The organism is Prescottella sp. D32, from assembly GCF_037287305.1.
In the GTDB taxonomy this organism is placed as follows: Bacteria; Actinomycetota; Actinomycetes; order Mycobacteriales; family Mycobacteriaceae; genus Prescottella; species Prescottella equi.
In genome coordinates, this window is sequence record NZ_JARBSW010000001.1 from 922,721 (window position 1) to 935,977 (window position 13,257).

14 protein-coding genes and 1 tRNA gene are annotated in these 13,257 nt (G+C 63.0%); 10 read left to right on the forward strand and 5 right to left on the reverse strand.

What is annotated here, in order from left to right; all coding sequences use genetic code 11:
- The first annotated feature begins 108 nt into the window (after positions 1–108).
- A complete protein-coding gene (locus PSS76_RS04200) occupies positions 109–1,326 on the forward strand; it encodes a S1 family peptidase (protein WP_337455886.1) in 1,218 nt (405 codons plus the stop codon).
- A 188-nt stretch (positions 1,327–1,514) separates the two neighbouring features.
- Positions 1,515–2,312: a hypothetical protein gene (locus PSS76_RS04205; RefSeq protein WP_221278215.1), complete on the forward strand. Its 798-nt coding sequence runs from the start codon at positions 1,515–1,517 to the stop codon at positions 2,310–2,312.
- 73 nt (positions 2,313–2,385) lie between these two features.
- Here PSS76_RS04205 and PSS76_RS04210 read toward each other — a convergent pair whose 3' ends face one another.
- Entirely contained in the window at positions 2,386–2,778 is a 393-nt protein-coding gene (locus PSS76_RS04210) for a hypothetical protein (protein WP_041674849.1), read from the reverse strand.
- Between the two features lie 372 nt (positions 2,779–3,150).
- Here PSS76_RS04210 and PSS76_RS04215 point away from each other — a divergent pair, with 372 nt between their 5' ends.
- Positions 3,151–3,279: a hypothetical protein gene (locus PSS76_RS04215; protein WP_269455585.1), complete on the forward strand. Its 129-nt coding sequence runs from the start codon at positions 3,151–3,153 to the stop codon at positions 3,277–3,279.
- Positions 3,280–3,302: 23 nt separating this feature from the next.
- Here the strand turns inward: PSS76_RS04215 and PSS76_RS04220 are convergent, their stop codons facing one another.
- Positions 3,303–3,572: a hypothetical protein gene (locus PSS76_RS04220; RefSeq protein ID WP_337455887.1), complete on the reverse strand. Its 270-nt coding sequence runs from the start codon at positions 3,570–3,572 to the stop codon at positions 3,303–3,305.
- Between the two features lie 92 nt (positions 3,573–3,664).
- Positions 3,665–3,793 carry a hypothetical protein gene (locus PSS76_RS04225; protein WP_005517631.1) on the reverse strand — a complete coding sequence of 43 codons (129 nt, stop codon included), beginning with the start codon at positions 3,791–3,793 and terminating at the stop codon, positions 3,665–3,667.
- 403 nt (positions 3,794–4,196) lie between these two features.
- Between PSS76_RS04225 and PSS76_RS04230 the strand changes: the two genes are divergently transcribed.
- Entirely contained in the window at positions 4,197–4,337 is a 141-nt protein-coding gene (locus PSS76_RS04230) for a hypothetical protein (RefSeq protein ID WP_337455888.1), read from the forward strand.
- Between the two features lie 162 nt (positions 4,338–4,499).
- Here PSS76_RS04230 and PSS76_RS04235 read toward each other — a convergent pair whose 3' ends face one another.
- Together PSS76_RS04235 and PSS76_RS04240 are read right to left on the reverse strand one after the other, a co-directional pair.
- Positions 4,500–4,817 carry a hypothetical protein gene (locus tag PSS76_RS04235; protein WP_337455889.1) on the reverse strand — a complete coding sequence of 106 codons (318 nt, stop codon included), beginning with the start codon at positions 4,815–4,817 and terminating at the stop codon, positions 4,500–4,502.
- A 264-nt stretch (positions 4,818–5,081) separates the two neighbouring features.
- Positions 5,082–5,152: transfer RNA gene (locus PSS76_RS04240), tRNA-Gly, on the reverse strand.
- Between the two features lie 156 nt (positions 5,153–5,308).
- Between PSS76_RS04240 and dcd the strand changes: the two genes are divergently transcribed.
- The 6 genes from dcd to PSS76_RS04270 all read left to right on the forward strand — a co-directional run bounded on the left by dcd (position 5,309) and on the right by PSS76_RS04270 (position 13,218).
- Positions 5,309–5,896, forward strand: a complete 588-nt coding sequence (dcd, locus tag PSS76_RS04245) for a dCTP deaminase (protein ID WP_005517634.1) — start codon at positions 5,309–5,311, stop codon at positions 5,894–5,896.
- Positions 5,897–6,604: 708 nt separating this feature from the next.
- Positions 6,605–8,152 carry a sugar transferase gene (locus PSS76_RS04250; RefSeq protein ID WP_306256223.1) on the forward strand — a complete coding sequence of 516 codons (1,548 nt, stop codon included), beginning with the start codon at positions 6,605–6,607 and terminating at the stop codon, positions 8,150–8,152.
- Positions 8,153–8,238: 86 nt separating this feature from the next.
- The gene (locus PSS76_RS04255) at positions 8,239–9,567 is read left to right on the forward strand and encodes a UDP-glucose dehydrogenase family protein (protein WP_337455890.1); all 1,329 of its coding nucleotides are present in this window, start codon (positions 8,239–8,241) and stop codon (positions 9,565–9,567) included.
- A gap of 88 nt (positions 9,568–9,655) precedes the next feature.
- Positions 9,656–10,795, forward strand: coding sequence for a glycosyltransferase (locus PSS76_RS04260; RefSeq protein WP_337455892.1), 1,140 nt, complete (start codon positions 9,656–9,658; stop codon positions 10,793–10,795).
- A gap of 6 nt (positions 10,796–10,801) precedes the next feature.
- The gene (locus tag PSS76_RS04265; RefSeq protein WP_337455893.1) at positions 10,802–11,944 is read left to right on the forward strand and encodes a glycosyltransferase; all 1,143 of its coding nucleotides are present in this window, start codon (positions 10,802–10,804) and stop codon (positions 11,942–11,944) included.
- The gene (locus tag PSS76_RS04270) at positions 11,941–13,218 is read left to right on the forward strand and encodes a lipopolysaccharide biosynthesis protein (RefSeq protein WP_337455894.1); all 1,278 of its coding nucleotides are present in this window, start codon (positions 11,941–11,943) and stop codon (positions 13,216–13,218) included. Before PSS76_RS04265 ends, PSS76_RS04270 begins: the two co-directional genes overlap by 4 nt.
- The last annotated feature ends 39 nt before the right edge of the window (positions 13,219–13,257 follow it).

Here is a 13,257-nt window from a genome sequence, read left to right on the forward strand (position 1 = left end):
TGCCGCTCGGCGCCCAGGTCGTCGACCCGCGGCGGGGTGCGGTCACCTATTGACGGCACCCACCCGAGGGGCGATATGCGTTCGAGGCTCATGCGTTCCGCTGTTGTTGTGTCCGCCACGATCGTGGCGGCAGCGTTGTCGGCCACCGCAGGTGCACAGGCCGCGCCCGATTCGGCTCAGCCGTCGCCGGCCGCTCTGCCGAAAGATCTCGTCATTGCACTGCAACGCGACCTGGACATGACGCCGCAGGAGTACCTCGACCGCGCTGCCGCTGCGCAACGGGTCGCCGCGTACGCGAGCGAGCAGCGCCGATCGGATTCGGTTGGGGTCGGTGGTGCATGGCTCGCGCAGGACGGGACGCCGACCGTCGCGGTCACCACGCAGGCGGCGGCCAACCGAGTTGCCGCCGCCGGCTATCGGGCCCAGATGGTTCCGCTCTCGACCAGCGGCCTGGAGTCGGCGCCGACGGTGCCGAACCTGCGGTCCACGCCGCCGCCGAGCTTCCACGTCGCGACCGGCACGACGCCGTCCACGATGGGCGGCGACTCCTACATCACCGCCGCAGCGCCCATCGCGTCGGCGTCGTCGTACCTCGTGTGTTCGTTCGGGTTCGCAGCGGCCGACTCGGCGGGCAATCCCCTGGCGCTCAGTGCCGGTCACTGCGACCCGAACCGGCCCGCGACCGGCACGTCGAATGCGGCGGGAGTGTACGAGCCGAAGATCGGAGACCTGCGAAACAGCAGATTGGTGGGCAGTTTCGCGGAGTCGGGCATCGGAGACGAGGGCGGGAACCTGGACTACTCCGTGATCGGGCTGGTCTCCGACGTCGTCCCGACGACCGGTCTCGGACAGCCGACGGTCCGCGGCGAGAACGGCAGCACGCTCACCATCACGGGGGCCGCGGTTCCGGTGGCCGGGGCCCCGGTGTGCAAGTCCGGTCAGACGTCCGGATACACGTGCGGGACGATCGATTTCGCCGACTACAGCACCCTTCTCGGCGGAGACGATGGCGAGAGCTGGAACGTGCGTGGATTCTCGACCACCGCGTGCACCCTCGGTGGCGACAGCGGCGGCGCGATCGTCACCGGCACGCTCGCGCTCGGCATCACCAGTGGATCGAGCGTCGCGCAGTACAGGGACTGTGCCACCGCGGCAGCCGAGAACCCCGAGGGCGTCATGAGTCTCGGCATCCCGATTCAGGCGGTCCTCGCGAGGGTGAATCAGTCGTCGAACGGCTGTGTCACGCTCCGCACCGCCGCCAATACCGCAGGCCTCGCGAACTGCGGTGTCGAAAGCGGCTTCGGCTCATTGTCGTTCGGTAGCTGAGACACAGCCGACATCTGCTGGTCGGTGTTCGACTGCTGAGGGCGGCGCGACGCCCGCAGCCGGACGCGCATGGGGGGCGCTCACCACCCCTCGGGGGGCTATCCGCAGGTAGGGGGCCCGACGGACGCTGGATGCCGGAACTCGACGACATGTCGAGAGAGGCTCCTCGACCGAAAGGACCCGCCCTCATGCCACGCATTCTCGGTACCTCCGCCCCCACCGTCGTCGCCGACCTGCACGAGCACGGACCTCCGACCGCCGCCGAACCCGTCGGGACGACCACACGTCACCACTGGACCTTCGCCCGGATCGGGTTGTACCTGCTGCTCGCGTCGCTGCCGCTGCTCGCGATCTCCGCGCAGGTGTTCGGCGTCGTGTCCATGAACGCCACGGGTGCGCTGGTGATCATTCCGCTCGCGGCCGTCCTCGTCGTAGCGTGCGTCATCGCACCGCACCCGATCGACCGCATCGTCGGGTACGGACTGGGTTGGGGAATGTTCGCGTGCCTGGTGTACGACGTCTTCCGGCTCGACACCGTGTACCTGCTCGGTCTGTGGGACGACTTCATCCCGAAGATGGGCACCTGGCTCCACTCGGGCACGGACACCCAGACGGGCGCGATCGTCGGCTACCTGTGGCGCTACTTCGGCGACGGCGGCGGCATCGGCATCGCCTTCTTCCTCATCGCTCTCGCGCTCGGACTGCAGCACCGGTCCCGCCGCACCGTCCTGGCCGCGTTCGTCACCGGCGCCGTCTTCCCGGTCTGGGCCGGGCTCATCGGAACGGTCGCCCTGTCGCCGAGCGGGGAACACGACATGTTCCCCCTCACGACGAGGACGGTCACGCTGTCGCTTATCGGGCACCTGATCTTCGGGCTGGTGCTGGGGCTCGGCTTCCTGCGGGCGCGGTCCACCCTCGGTCGGCATTGGCCGTGGCCGCCGCTGCTGGCGGGGCGGTCGGCCGGCACCGACGGATCGGATCGGTAGTTCCGAGAGCGGGAGGGGCAGAGCATGTGTGCTCTGCCCCTCCCGTCGCGGTGCGACCGATCCTCGGTGCCTGTCAGGGAACGACGATGTCCGTCGAGACCGGGATACTCGGATGGTCGGTCCGCATGGTGAGGCGCACCCGGCCCGGACCGGTGTCCACGTGAACGAACGCCGGGCTGGTGCTGTTGTTGCTCGCCGGTACGTACCGACTCACCGTGCCCGAGCGGCCGGTGTCGAAGTTCTGCCAGTCGACGATGGCGGTCACGTCGCAGGCGAGAGTGGTCGACGCCCACTCGCCCAGCGGCGAGAAGCCCTGCGCGATGCGGAGTTCGACGGAGTGCACGGCACCCGGCGCGGAGGAGTACTCCCACAACGGGCCGTCGAACGCATTGCCCGAGGCTGTCAGCATGCCGGCGCACAATCCGTCGCCGAGGGTCCAGACCGGGGCCATCCCGACGTCGGTCATCGCGCACGTCCGTGGTCCCACATTCGACCATCCGAGCATGCACGGATCGGCGGCACTGGCCACGCCCGGCGCCGCGACGAACACTGCAGCGCCGAGGGTCCCGGCGGCTGCGGCTGAAACGAGTCGATGTGAAGTTTTCATGCCCGGAACATCGTGCGGTTGGTCGCCTTCATTACGGACGGCCACGCTCGACCTGCCTCAGCAAGTACTTCCGCTGCGCCCCACCGGAATCGATTCGTTTTCTTTCACCATTCAATGAGACAGAGTGCACAATTTGGACTACTGTGCACTCGGGCGGCCCGGAACGGACCGGGCAGTCTGTCCTGCCGTGCTTATGCCGGAGGGCATTCATGGAAGTCGGGGAGTAGGAATATGGGCTCGTCTGAAGCTGATCTCGCGCTGATCAAGAAGATTCAGCCAGTTGTCACGGGCGTCGGAACCCTCATCGGAGGTCTCGGTGCAATTCTCGGCCTCATCGGCGCAGTGGCTGCGCTCGGCTGACGCCGGTCGTCCGGGCTACCCCGCTACTTTCGTCGATCGCTGTCCGACGCACGCCGCCAGGTCCAGACGGCAACCACTATGGCCGCTGCCGACAGCAGGTCGGAGACCGTCAGGCCATGGCCAGGGTTGAGGGTCCACAGCACGGTGCCCTCGAGTGGGCCGTTGCCGAATACCCACGCCACTGCCAGGGCGGCCAAGCACAGTGCCGCGGGGCGGCTCGGCTTCGCCAGACACCAGGCCTCCGCGACGACAAGCAGATTCATCGTCAGCACGGGGTAGAAGACGTCGGCCACGAGTGTCCTTATACACGACGTCGGCCGGGTGTACGAGGTCCAGACGTACACCCGGCCGACGCCGTTCCGCGGGCGCGCAAGCGCCGGCGGGATTACTCCGCGCTGCCGAACAGTGCCGCGCTGCCGAAGTCGATGAGGTTGCGGAACGAGTTCAGGAATCCCGTGCCGAGAGCATCGATGCTCATGACGGGGATGCGAATGATGTCGACGAGCGAGCCCATGGAATTACCTCCGATGTAGGGGAGCGCCGTGCCCGCGGGGAATGTGCGGACGCCATTTCGGCGCAGGTTGGGTGTGGGGAACTGACTAGTCGGCGCTGCTGCCGAAGAGGCCGCCGACCCAGTCGAGCAGCGTGTTGATCGTGCTCGATCCGAGATCGATCGACGTGACGTACGTGAAGATGTCTTCGAACGAGCCCATGAGGCCTCCTTGGATTCGTGGCGACGCGAACGCGCCGGCCGGATTCGCGAACGATGCGGCGCTTCGCCCCCGTGCGCGTCACGATCGATGCTCGTGATTCGCGGGACGTTACCAGACAAACCGGTTGCTTTCCTGGTGTTAAGGGTGATGCGCGGAGACCGCATCGACCGCCGGTGAACGCCGGGCCGTCTGGCCGTTTGTTCGGTGGCAGGGTCACGTCCGAGTGACCACCAGCGCTACCGCGAGGGGTCGTCCCGCGCCGGCCGCGGCAGGGGCCGGTTCGCGGACGCCGCTGCCGTCGCCGACGGTGCCGTCGAGACGGCAACCGCGCTGGCCGGAATGTAGCGTGAGACGTACTGGTGGTCAACGTGTTCGGCCCGGTAGCCGATCGCCTCGTACAGTGCTGCCGCGGCGAGGAGGGAGACGGCGAAGGTTGCCCAGAACGCGGCGTCCTTTCGCGTACTCGCCGGGAGGGGCCTTCGGCGCCGAGGGGGCTGACGGTGGCGCTTACCCATGCTGAGGGCCCTTCTCCATCGGATCGGCGGCCGGACTGACGGGCAGTCCGGCCGGCCGGTTCTTGCCGTTGACGTCCGCCCGCTCCTGCTCCGTCGTCGGAAAGAGCCTTCCGTTACCGCTGCAGAATGCGATCTGGAGCGCGCCCAGAAAGAGCGCGACGAGGGTGCCGGCAGCGATGGGAATCGAGAGGTCGCGCTGCTCCTCCGCCAGCGCGGCGATGGTGGCGACGGTACCGGCGCCGGCAGCGGTCGCCAGCGACGCGATCGGGATGCGGCATAGCAGTTTTCCGTGTCTTGGGCGTGCACTCACCCCGCGAGTATCGACACTCCTGGGTGAAACCGGTTAATCGGTTGGTTTCTGTATCGATCATGAAAGGGGTGGGCCTCGACGCTGCGGTCGTTGCGGTTACACCCAGTTGCGCCTACGGAATCGCGGCTGACGTCAAGAAGGCGTCCACCGGCTGGGCGAATGGGACGAGAGTGAACGAGGAGCTCTCCCGCGGCGGTGGGCGGGTGTGGGCGCTCTGGCGCGAGCTTGCCGACGAGGATCCACTGAGAGGACCTCGGTAATGAGAGCCGATGACGGGAATCGAACCCGCGTATTCAGCTTGGGAAGCTGATGTTCTACCATTGAACTACATCGGCATGCAGGGTTTTCCCTGGTCCAGGGTGTTTATCGCCTGCAAGCGGCAACTGTAGCAGACCGGCCTCGTGTGGGTGTCGCAGTGGCCGCCGTAACGCCGGACCGCGCAGGTGGCGAGGTCCGCGATCGGCTCAGCCGCCACCCGGTAGCCTCTTGCTGTGCTGCTCTCAGATCGTGACATCCGTGCCGAGCATTCCTCTGGGCGATTGGGCATCGACCCTTTCGATCCGGAGGCGGTGCAGCCGTCCAGTGTGGATGTGCGGCTGGACGGACTGTTCCGAGTGTTCGACAACACCAAGTACACGCACATCGATCCGGCGTTGCGTCAGGACGAGCTGACGTCGCTGGTGGAGCCGGCTGCGGGGGAGCCGTTCGTTCTGCACCCCGGCGAATTCGTGCTCGGTTCCACGCTCGAGGTGTGCTCGCTGCCCGATGATCTGGCTGGGCGGCTGGAGGGCAAATCCAGCCTGGGGCGACTGGGGCTGCTGACGCACTCGACCGCAGGCTTCATCGACCCGGGGTTCAGCGGGCACATCACGCTCGAACTCTCCAACGTCGCGAACCTGCCGATCACGCTGTGGCCGGGGATGAAGATCGGGCAGCTGTGCCTGTTCCGCCTCAGTAGCGCCGCCGAGAATCCTTACGGCAGTTCCGTAGTCGGATCGAAGTATCAGGGGCAGCGAGGCCCCACACCCTCGCGCGCCTACCTCAACTTCCCCAAGCATCCGGGCGGACTTGTCCGCTGACAGCTCAGGGCTCCCTGAGGCCGAGGGCGGTGCAGACCCGGGTGGTTGAACCCTGAATCGGTCGGCGACCAGCCGGTATGTGTTCTTCATCACACCGACAAGTCGGTTTGGCCCGCCGCGAAGGCGATGATTCGCGCCGGCACGGTCGGGGTCGGCTGCAGCCCCGAGGTGGGTTGACGTGACCTTTCGGCCCGAAACGGGCACAAAGAATCCGACCAGTCCCCCTGTGGGGCCGGGTACGGTTGATTGCTGCGAGATGTCTCCGCAGGTCCCGCGCCGTTACTTGCGAGTAGCCGTGCGGCCCCATGGCTGGTGCGCGGCCGGCGGGCACCCTGTCCTCGATCGGGACCTTCGATCCGCGCATCTGAACTGGACATACGTTCAGCGACAGGTCGGGACGAATCGCACACCAGTGGTCCCGGATCGAGACTTCGTTCGTCCGACTCGTGGGCGTCGGTTACCCGTGCTACAACGATTGCTGCGGCTACCGGAACGGACCTATCAGCCCTCCGGAAGCGCACCCCGGAAGTGCTGGCCATGGATCAGACCCGAAGGTCCGTAAGCGCGAAGTGTCCAGTACGGTTGATCGGTCGATCGAGCGCTTGATGGCGTGAGTCGGCCGAGGGGGTGGATGTAGTGGGGATGCCTTCGGGGGGCAACTCATGGTGATCGACCCGTCGGGGGTCATGGCAAGTCTGTGCACGGTCGATGGAGGGTGGAGGAGTGACGGCGACGCATTCCCTGGAGACAGGGGCGGGGGACAGATTCGAGGCCGATACACGGCTTCGGGTGGTCGATTCCGCTGACTCACAACATAGTTCGCGTAGCGTATGGCAGCGCCGCTACGTCGCTGGCCTGTGGCTGGCGGATGCGCTCATTGTCGGCGTGGCAGTGGGTATCGCTCAGCTGGTTCGGTTCGGAACCGAAACCCGTGAGGTCACGGCGACAGCGGTTTCCGGGCTGAGCTACACCGCGGCGTCGGTGGCCCTGGCGTTGTCGTGGCTGTCGATGCTGACGATCCACCGGACGCGGTCCGCGCGAGTAATCGGAAACGGTGCCGAGGAGTACCGGCGCATCGTCGTCGCCACCGTCCAGCTGTTCGGCATCGTCGCGATCATCAGCCTCCTGTTCCAGCTCGAAATCGCACGCGGCTACTTGGCTATCGCCTTCCCGGTCGGCTTGCTGAGCCTCCTCACGGCGCGATGGCTGTTCCGGAAAGTAGTGGCGCGCCAGCGATCGAGTGGCAAGTGCAGTACGTCGGTTCTGGTTGTGGGCAGCCGGCAGTCGGTTCTGACGATGACGCGCAACTTCGGTCGCGACGCAGGATCGGGTTTCCGGGTGGTGGGCGTGTGTCTGCCCGGTCCCGGCAGCACCGACGGCGACAGCGTGGTGGTGGACGGGCGTGAGATTCCCGTTCTCGGGGACGAGTACTCAGTGGTCCAGGCACTCCGGCACTGTGGCGCCGACACTGTGGTGGTGACCGCCACCGAACAACTGGGGCACGAGGGGATTCGGAGCCTGGTTTGGGAGCTCGAGCCCCACGACGTGGACCTGGTGGTCGCGCCGGGCGTTGTCGACGTGGCGGGACCGCGGCTCGTGATGCGTCCGGTGGCGGGCTTCCCCCTGATCCATGTAGAGAAGCCGCGATACCACGGAGCCAAGCGTTTCGGGAAGTCCGCCTTCGATTTCTGCTTCTCGCTGCTCGCGCTGGTCCTGGTGTCGCCCGTGATGCTGATGATCGCGATCGCCGTGAAAGCCACCAGCACAGGTCCTGTGCTCTACAAGTCGGAGCGGATCGGCCTGGACGGCAAGCCGTTCCAGATGCTCAAGTTCCGCACCATGGTGGACGGCGCCGACAAGCAGGTGGCTGCGCTCCTCGGCGAGAACGAGGGCGCGGGCGTGCTGTTCAAGATGAAGCACGACCCGCGGATCACACCGGTTGGCCGGTTCCTCCGCAAGTTCAGCCTGGACGAGCTACCCCAGTTCCTGAATGTACTGCGCCGCGAGATGAGCGTCGTAGGTCCGCGCCCGCCGCTGCGTCGGGAGGTCGAGGCCTACGACGGAGAGGTGCGGCGGCGACTGCTCGTAAAGCCGGGTCTGACCGGCCTGTGGCAGGTGAGTGGCCGCAGCGATCTGTCCTGGGATGAGACTGTGCGCCTCGATCTCTCGTATGTCGAGAACTGGTCGATGATGCAGGACATCCTCATCGTTGGAAAGACCGTCCGCGCCGTCACTGCTGGCAGTGGAGCGTACTAAGCCGGTCTTCCGTATTTCTTTCATGGCGCTTCTGGATGTGGACGCAATATCCGGCATCCGACTTCTCTTGGATTGAGGCACAAACGATGAGCACTTCAATTGCAGTGTTCGGCACTGGATACCTCGGAGCGACCCACGCCGCGTGCATGGCGGAGCTTGGCCATCAGGTTCTCGGCGTTGATGTCGACGAATCGAAGCTTGCAAAGCTAGAGGCCGGAGAGGTGCCGTTCTATGAACCGGGGTTGGACGAGGTTCTTCAGCGGAACATCGCTGCCGGCCGCCTGCGGTTCACCGCATCCTATGAGGAGGCCGCCGATTTTGCGGACGTGCACTTCATCGGTGTGGGCACGCCTCAGAAGAAGGGGGAGTTTGCTGCTGACCTTAGGTATGTCGACGCAGTGATCCAACGGCTCGCCCCGCTCTTGACCCGCCCTACGGTCATCTTCGGTAAGTCGACGGTGCCGGTCGGCACCGCGGAGCGATTGGGCGCCATGGCCCGTGCCTTGGCGCCAGCGGGTTCCGACGTCGAGGTTGCCTGGAACCCGGAGTTCCTCCGGGAGGGTTTCGCAGTCCAAGACACTCTGCATCCGGACAGGCTCGTTCTTGGGATCGATCGCGACCGGCCAGGACGCGCCGAGGAAGTTGCTCGTGAAGTTTACGGCCGACTGCTCGATGAGGAGATCCCGTTTCTGGTCACAGACCTTGCTACATCGGAATTGGTGAAGACCTCGGCAAATGCATTCCTCGCCACGAAGATCTCCTTCATCAATGCAATGGCTGAGGTCTGCGAGGCTGCCGGTGCGGATGTAACGGTCCTTGCCGACGCAATCGGGCATGATGCCCGAATCGGTCGCCGGTTCCTCAACGCCGGTGTCGGATTCGGCGGCGGATGTCTGCCCAAGGACATTCGGGCCTTTATGGCCCGGGCGGGCGAGCTCGGAGCGGATCAGGCGCTGACCTTTCTGCGTGAAGTGGATGCGATCAATATGCGTCGGCGCACACGAATGGTGGAGATGGTCCGCGAAGCCTGTGGAGGGGCGCTGTTGGGGAGCCGTATCGCCGTGCTAGGTGCGGCCTTCAAACCGGAGTCCGACGACGTGCGTGATTCGCCAGCTTTGAATATCGCGGGCCAAATTCAATTGCAGGGCGCTGCGGTAACTGTCTATGACCCGAAGGCGATGGAGAACTCACGCAATCTATTCCCGACGCTTAGTTATGCCTCCAGTTTGGTCGATGCAGTGGAAGGCGCTGACGTAACCTTAGTGCTGACTGAATGGCAAGAATTTCGTAACCTGAAACCATCTCGGATCGCCGATCTTGTTCGCCATCGCCGAATTATTGATGGAAGGAATTGCTTGCAATCGGAAGCATGGCGCGCGGCTGGGTGGGATTACCGCGGGATGGGTCGAGGGTAACTATCATGTGTCGTAAAGGATCGACGCCGTGCAATGTGCGGCGCACCGATGAGCAACTCCCGGGTCGCATTCGAGACTGGCGTGGTCGATGAGCGGGATTATTGCTCATGAATGGATTGAAAATACTGGTGGCGCCGAAAAAGTGGTGGAGGCATTTTCGGAGCTTTCCCCCAACTCGCCATTGCTATGCCTTTGGGACGATGCTCCGGGGCGCTTCCATGAATCGAGGGTCGTCGAAAGTGTGATTGCAAAGACGCCGCTACGCAGAAATAAGGCGCTTGCGCTACCTGTGATGCCGTGGGTCTGGAGGCGTTGGCCGAAAACCCAGGGTGATTGGGTGCTCATAAGCAGTCATCTATTCGCCCACCACCTTCGTATAACCGGAAATGAAGAAATCGACCGTTTTGTATACGTGCATACACCTGCTAGATATATATGGGAACCTGATTTAGATGAACGGGGTAAGTCAGCGGCAGCGCGAACCGTCGCTCCATTGCTGAGGCTGCTCGATCGACAGCGGGCGCAAGAAGGTGGCACGTATGCTGCCAATAGCCGGTTCGTGGCCGAACGGATCGCCCGCTGTTGGGAAATAGATGCGCAGACAATATATCCGCCAGTTGATGTCGCGGCGATTCAGAGCGTCGCTGATTGGCGAGATGAACTGAGTGACGAGGATTCGGCGCGTTTGGCGGGTTTGCCCGACAGTTTCATTCTTGGCGCCTCCCGACTGGTCTCGTACAAGAAGCTTGACGTTGTGATCCAGGCTGGGCAAACTACCGATACGCCCGTCGTCATCGCAGGTGAAGGCCCCGACCTTCCGAGGCTCAAGGCAATCGCCGACGCTGCGCGAGTGCCGGTCCACTTTATGGAGCGTACAAGCACTGCGCTACTCTACGCTCTCTACCAACAGTGCTTGGTCTACGTCTTCGCTGGCGTCGAGGACTTCGGAATTATGCCGGTAGAAGCGATGGCGGCCGGTGCGCCTGTTGTGGGAAATCGAGTTGGAGGTGTCGCGGAGACAGTGCTCGACGGCTTTAGTGGCGCACTATGCGACCCTAGCGATGGTAAGGATCTGCATGCCGCGCTTACTCGTGCAGCGAGCTGTGATCCGGAGATTAGCCGCCTTCAAGCCCGAAAATTCGATGTAATTCGATTCAAAGAAGAAATTGTCGAGTGGATCGGAAATGACAGGATCTCAGGGCACGCCGAGAAGGCTCGAAAGGTGTAGACGCGAGTGGCGCCGAACGTAACGATACTTTCGACAGCTGATTTCCACAGCGCAGTGTGGACGAACAAGCAATATATGGCTGTCGGTTTGGCAGGCCATACCGATGTTCAGTACATCGAGTCAATGGGGCTACGGACCCCTACCTTGTCGCGATCGGATTTGGCACGGATGGCGAACCGGGTCAACCCGTTCCGGGCGAAGGCTGGAGGGGTGACACCAGCAGCGCCTTCGATTCCCGAGTCGTTAACCATCATCTCTCCGCCGGTGGTGCCAGTCCACGGCAGTTCGGCGGTCAGGGGCTTCAATCGAAGGTTGGTAGAGCGAATACTTGTTCCGAAACTGAGAGCCGACGAGGGCGATGTACTTTGGACATTTTCGCCTATCACATACGGACTTGAAGATCGATTCTCGAAAGTTGTATACCACTCGGTCGACCTTCTTCACACCCTCCCCGGCGTCCCGGCCCGTGCACTGCTCGACGCCGAGCGGCGCCTAGTCCGGGCCGCGGACGCAGTGATTGCGAGCAGTAAAGGGGTGCACGATCACCTATGTCGACTCGGTGCCAAGGTCCATTTGTGGGAAAACGTCGCGGACGTCGAACTCTTCGGTAAAGCGCCGATTTCTGAGCGGCTTCCTCGGGTGCTCTTTGCCGGCAACATTACGCCAACAAAAGTCAACTTTGAACTTCTTCACGAGGTTGCGCGCCGCGGAATCAGACTCGACCTGGCCGGGCCGGTCAGTATCGACGGCGTGGAAAGCCGTCGCGAACTCGAGGAACTACTTGACAATCCGAACGTTAAATACCTCGGAAACTTGCCCCTGGAGGATCTAGCCCGAAACTGTGCTGAATCAACTGTCGGCGTAATTCCATACCACGTGAACGACTATACTCGAGGCGTGTTCCCGCTGAAAGTATATGAGTACATGTCGGCCGGAATGGATGTAGTGAGTACGCCTATCCCCAGTCTGGAGCAATCGCTGCCGGAAGGCGTCAAGCTCGCGCCGCCGGAATCTTTCGTCGACGCTGTCGAGCAAGCTGTCAATGAGTGGACGGTCGAGGCTGCTTCTCTCCGTCGCAGGCTGGCGGAAGGACACTCGTGGTCCCATCGCATTGACCAAGCTTGGAATTTGATTGGCGGGGGTTCGTGACGATCGGCGAAACTCCGGTTAGGCGCGACGAGCCGCGAGGCCGTATGCACTCGGCGATATTTGGTGAGAAATCTCGAGGCATCCTGGCCTATGGATTGGGGCCCGTGCTGGGTTTGATGAGTGGCCCTATTCTAGCTCACGCAATGGGGCCGGTAGGTCGTGGTCAGTTTGCGGGGGTAATGCAGCCGATTACGATCGCCGCGGCGTTTGCCAGTATAGGCATCCCTAGTGCGGTAGCCTTCTTTTCTGCGAGCGGCACGGATGTTCGAGCCTGTTTCCGAGTCGGGCTTAGGCTCTGCATTATTCCCGCGACAATCGTCGCCGCGGTAATGATCTGGTATGCCGGCATAATTAGCGAGAGACAGGGGATCGGGCTGGCTTTCGTTCTTTCGTGCTGGTCCGCGATTCTACTATCAGCCGTTGTTCAAATTCGACGTGGATCTTGGCAAGGCGTCGGACGGTGGCGTATTCTTGATACAGAGCGCGCCACGGGGGCTCTACTTAGGTTCATTTTCGTCGTCGTTGTCGCACTGCTAGGAGCGACATCTGCAGAGTATTTTGTCGCTGCAGCGCTCGCGTCTTTCGCTATCGCCGCCTCGCTTCTGTTTAGACGGCTTCCGAAGACCCGTTTCGATTCGGACGTTACCACGCCACCCAATCGCAAAGCTGTGGCGAAATACGCTATTTTTGCTTCAGTGGGCACCATCGCCACAATAGCTAGTTCGCGTCTGGATCAGTTGTTGATGCCAGCCGCATCCACCAGTGCAGAGCTTGGGTACTACGCGATCGCCGTCACAGTTGCCGAAATCCCATTAGTCCTCGCAACACTCGCTGCACGAAATGCGCTTCCTAGTGCTGCGCGAGGAGCCGCGAACTCGAAGATATTTCGCGATGCCAGCCTGTTTTTCGTAGTGTGCGTTGTCTCGGTTGTCGGAATCGTCGCCCTTGCGGGGCCTATAACTCCGATTGTGTTTGGTGCCGATTTCGCCCCGAGTGTGGTCCCCATGCAGATCCTGGCTATTTCCAGTATCCCCCTCTGGATTTCTGTATTCTGCTCGTCGATTCTCTCGGGCCGGGGCTATCCGGGTGCAGGATCTGTTGTTTCTCTTACCTCGCTCGGGGTTACGGCGGTGGCCTTCGTTGTACTATGGGACCACATCGATAGCTTGGTGGCCGCGCAGATCTCTCTTGCAACGAGTGCTATATCAGCAATAGTAGGTGCCGTCATGGTCATAAAACTACGGCGATGCCGAGTGAATGGTGTGCGAGAGTGAAGAGCGGCCTATTCGGCGGGCGCTTCGCGGAGTTTCTGA

Excerpts from the sequence above, each read along its gene's own strand:
- PSS76_RS04210 (WP_041674849.1), bottom strand. The coding sequence starts at position 2,778 with ATGACCGACGTCGGGATGGCCCCGGTCTGGACCCTCGGCGACGGATTG.
- PSS76_RS04205 (WP_221278215.1), top strand. The coding sequence starts at position 1,515 with ATGCCACGCATTCTCGGTACCTCCGCCCCCACCGTCGTCGCCGACCTG.
- PSS76_RS04260 (WP_337455892.1), top strand. The coding sequence starts at position 9,656 with ATGAGCGGGATTATTGCTCATGAATGGATTGAAAATACTGGTGGCGCC.
- PSS76_RS04215 (WP_269455585.1), top strand. The coding sequence starts at position 3,151 with ATGGGCTCGTCTGAAGCTGATCTCGCGCTGATCAAGAAGATTCAGCCA.
- PSS76_RS04225 (WP_005517631.1), bottom strand. The coding sequence starts at position 3,793 with ATGGGCTCGCTCGTCGACATCATTCGCATCCCCGTCATGAGCATCGAT.
- PSS76_RS04250 (WP_306256223.1), top strand. The coding sequence starts at position 6,605 with ATGGAGGGTGGAGGAGTGACGGCGACGCATTCCCTGGAGACAGGGGCG.
- PSS76_RS04255 (WP_337455890.1), top strand. The coding sequence starts at position 8,239 with ATGAGCACTTCAATTGCAGTGTTCGGCACTGGATACCTCGGAGCGACC.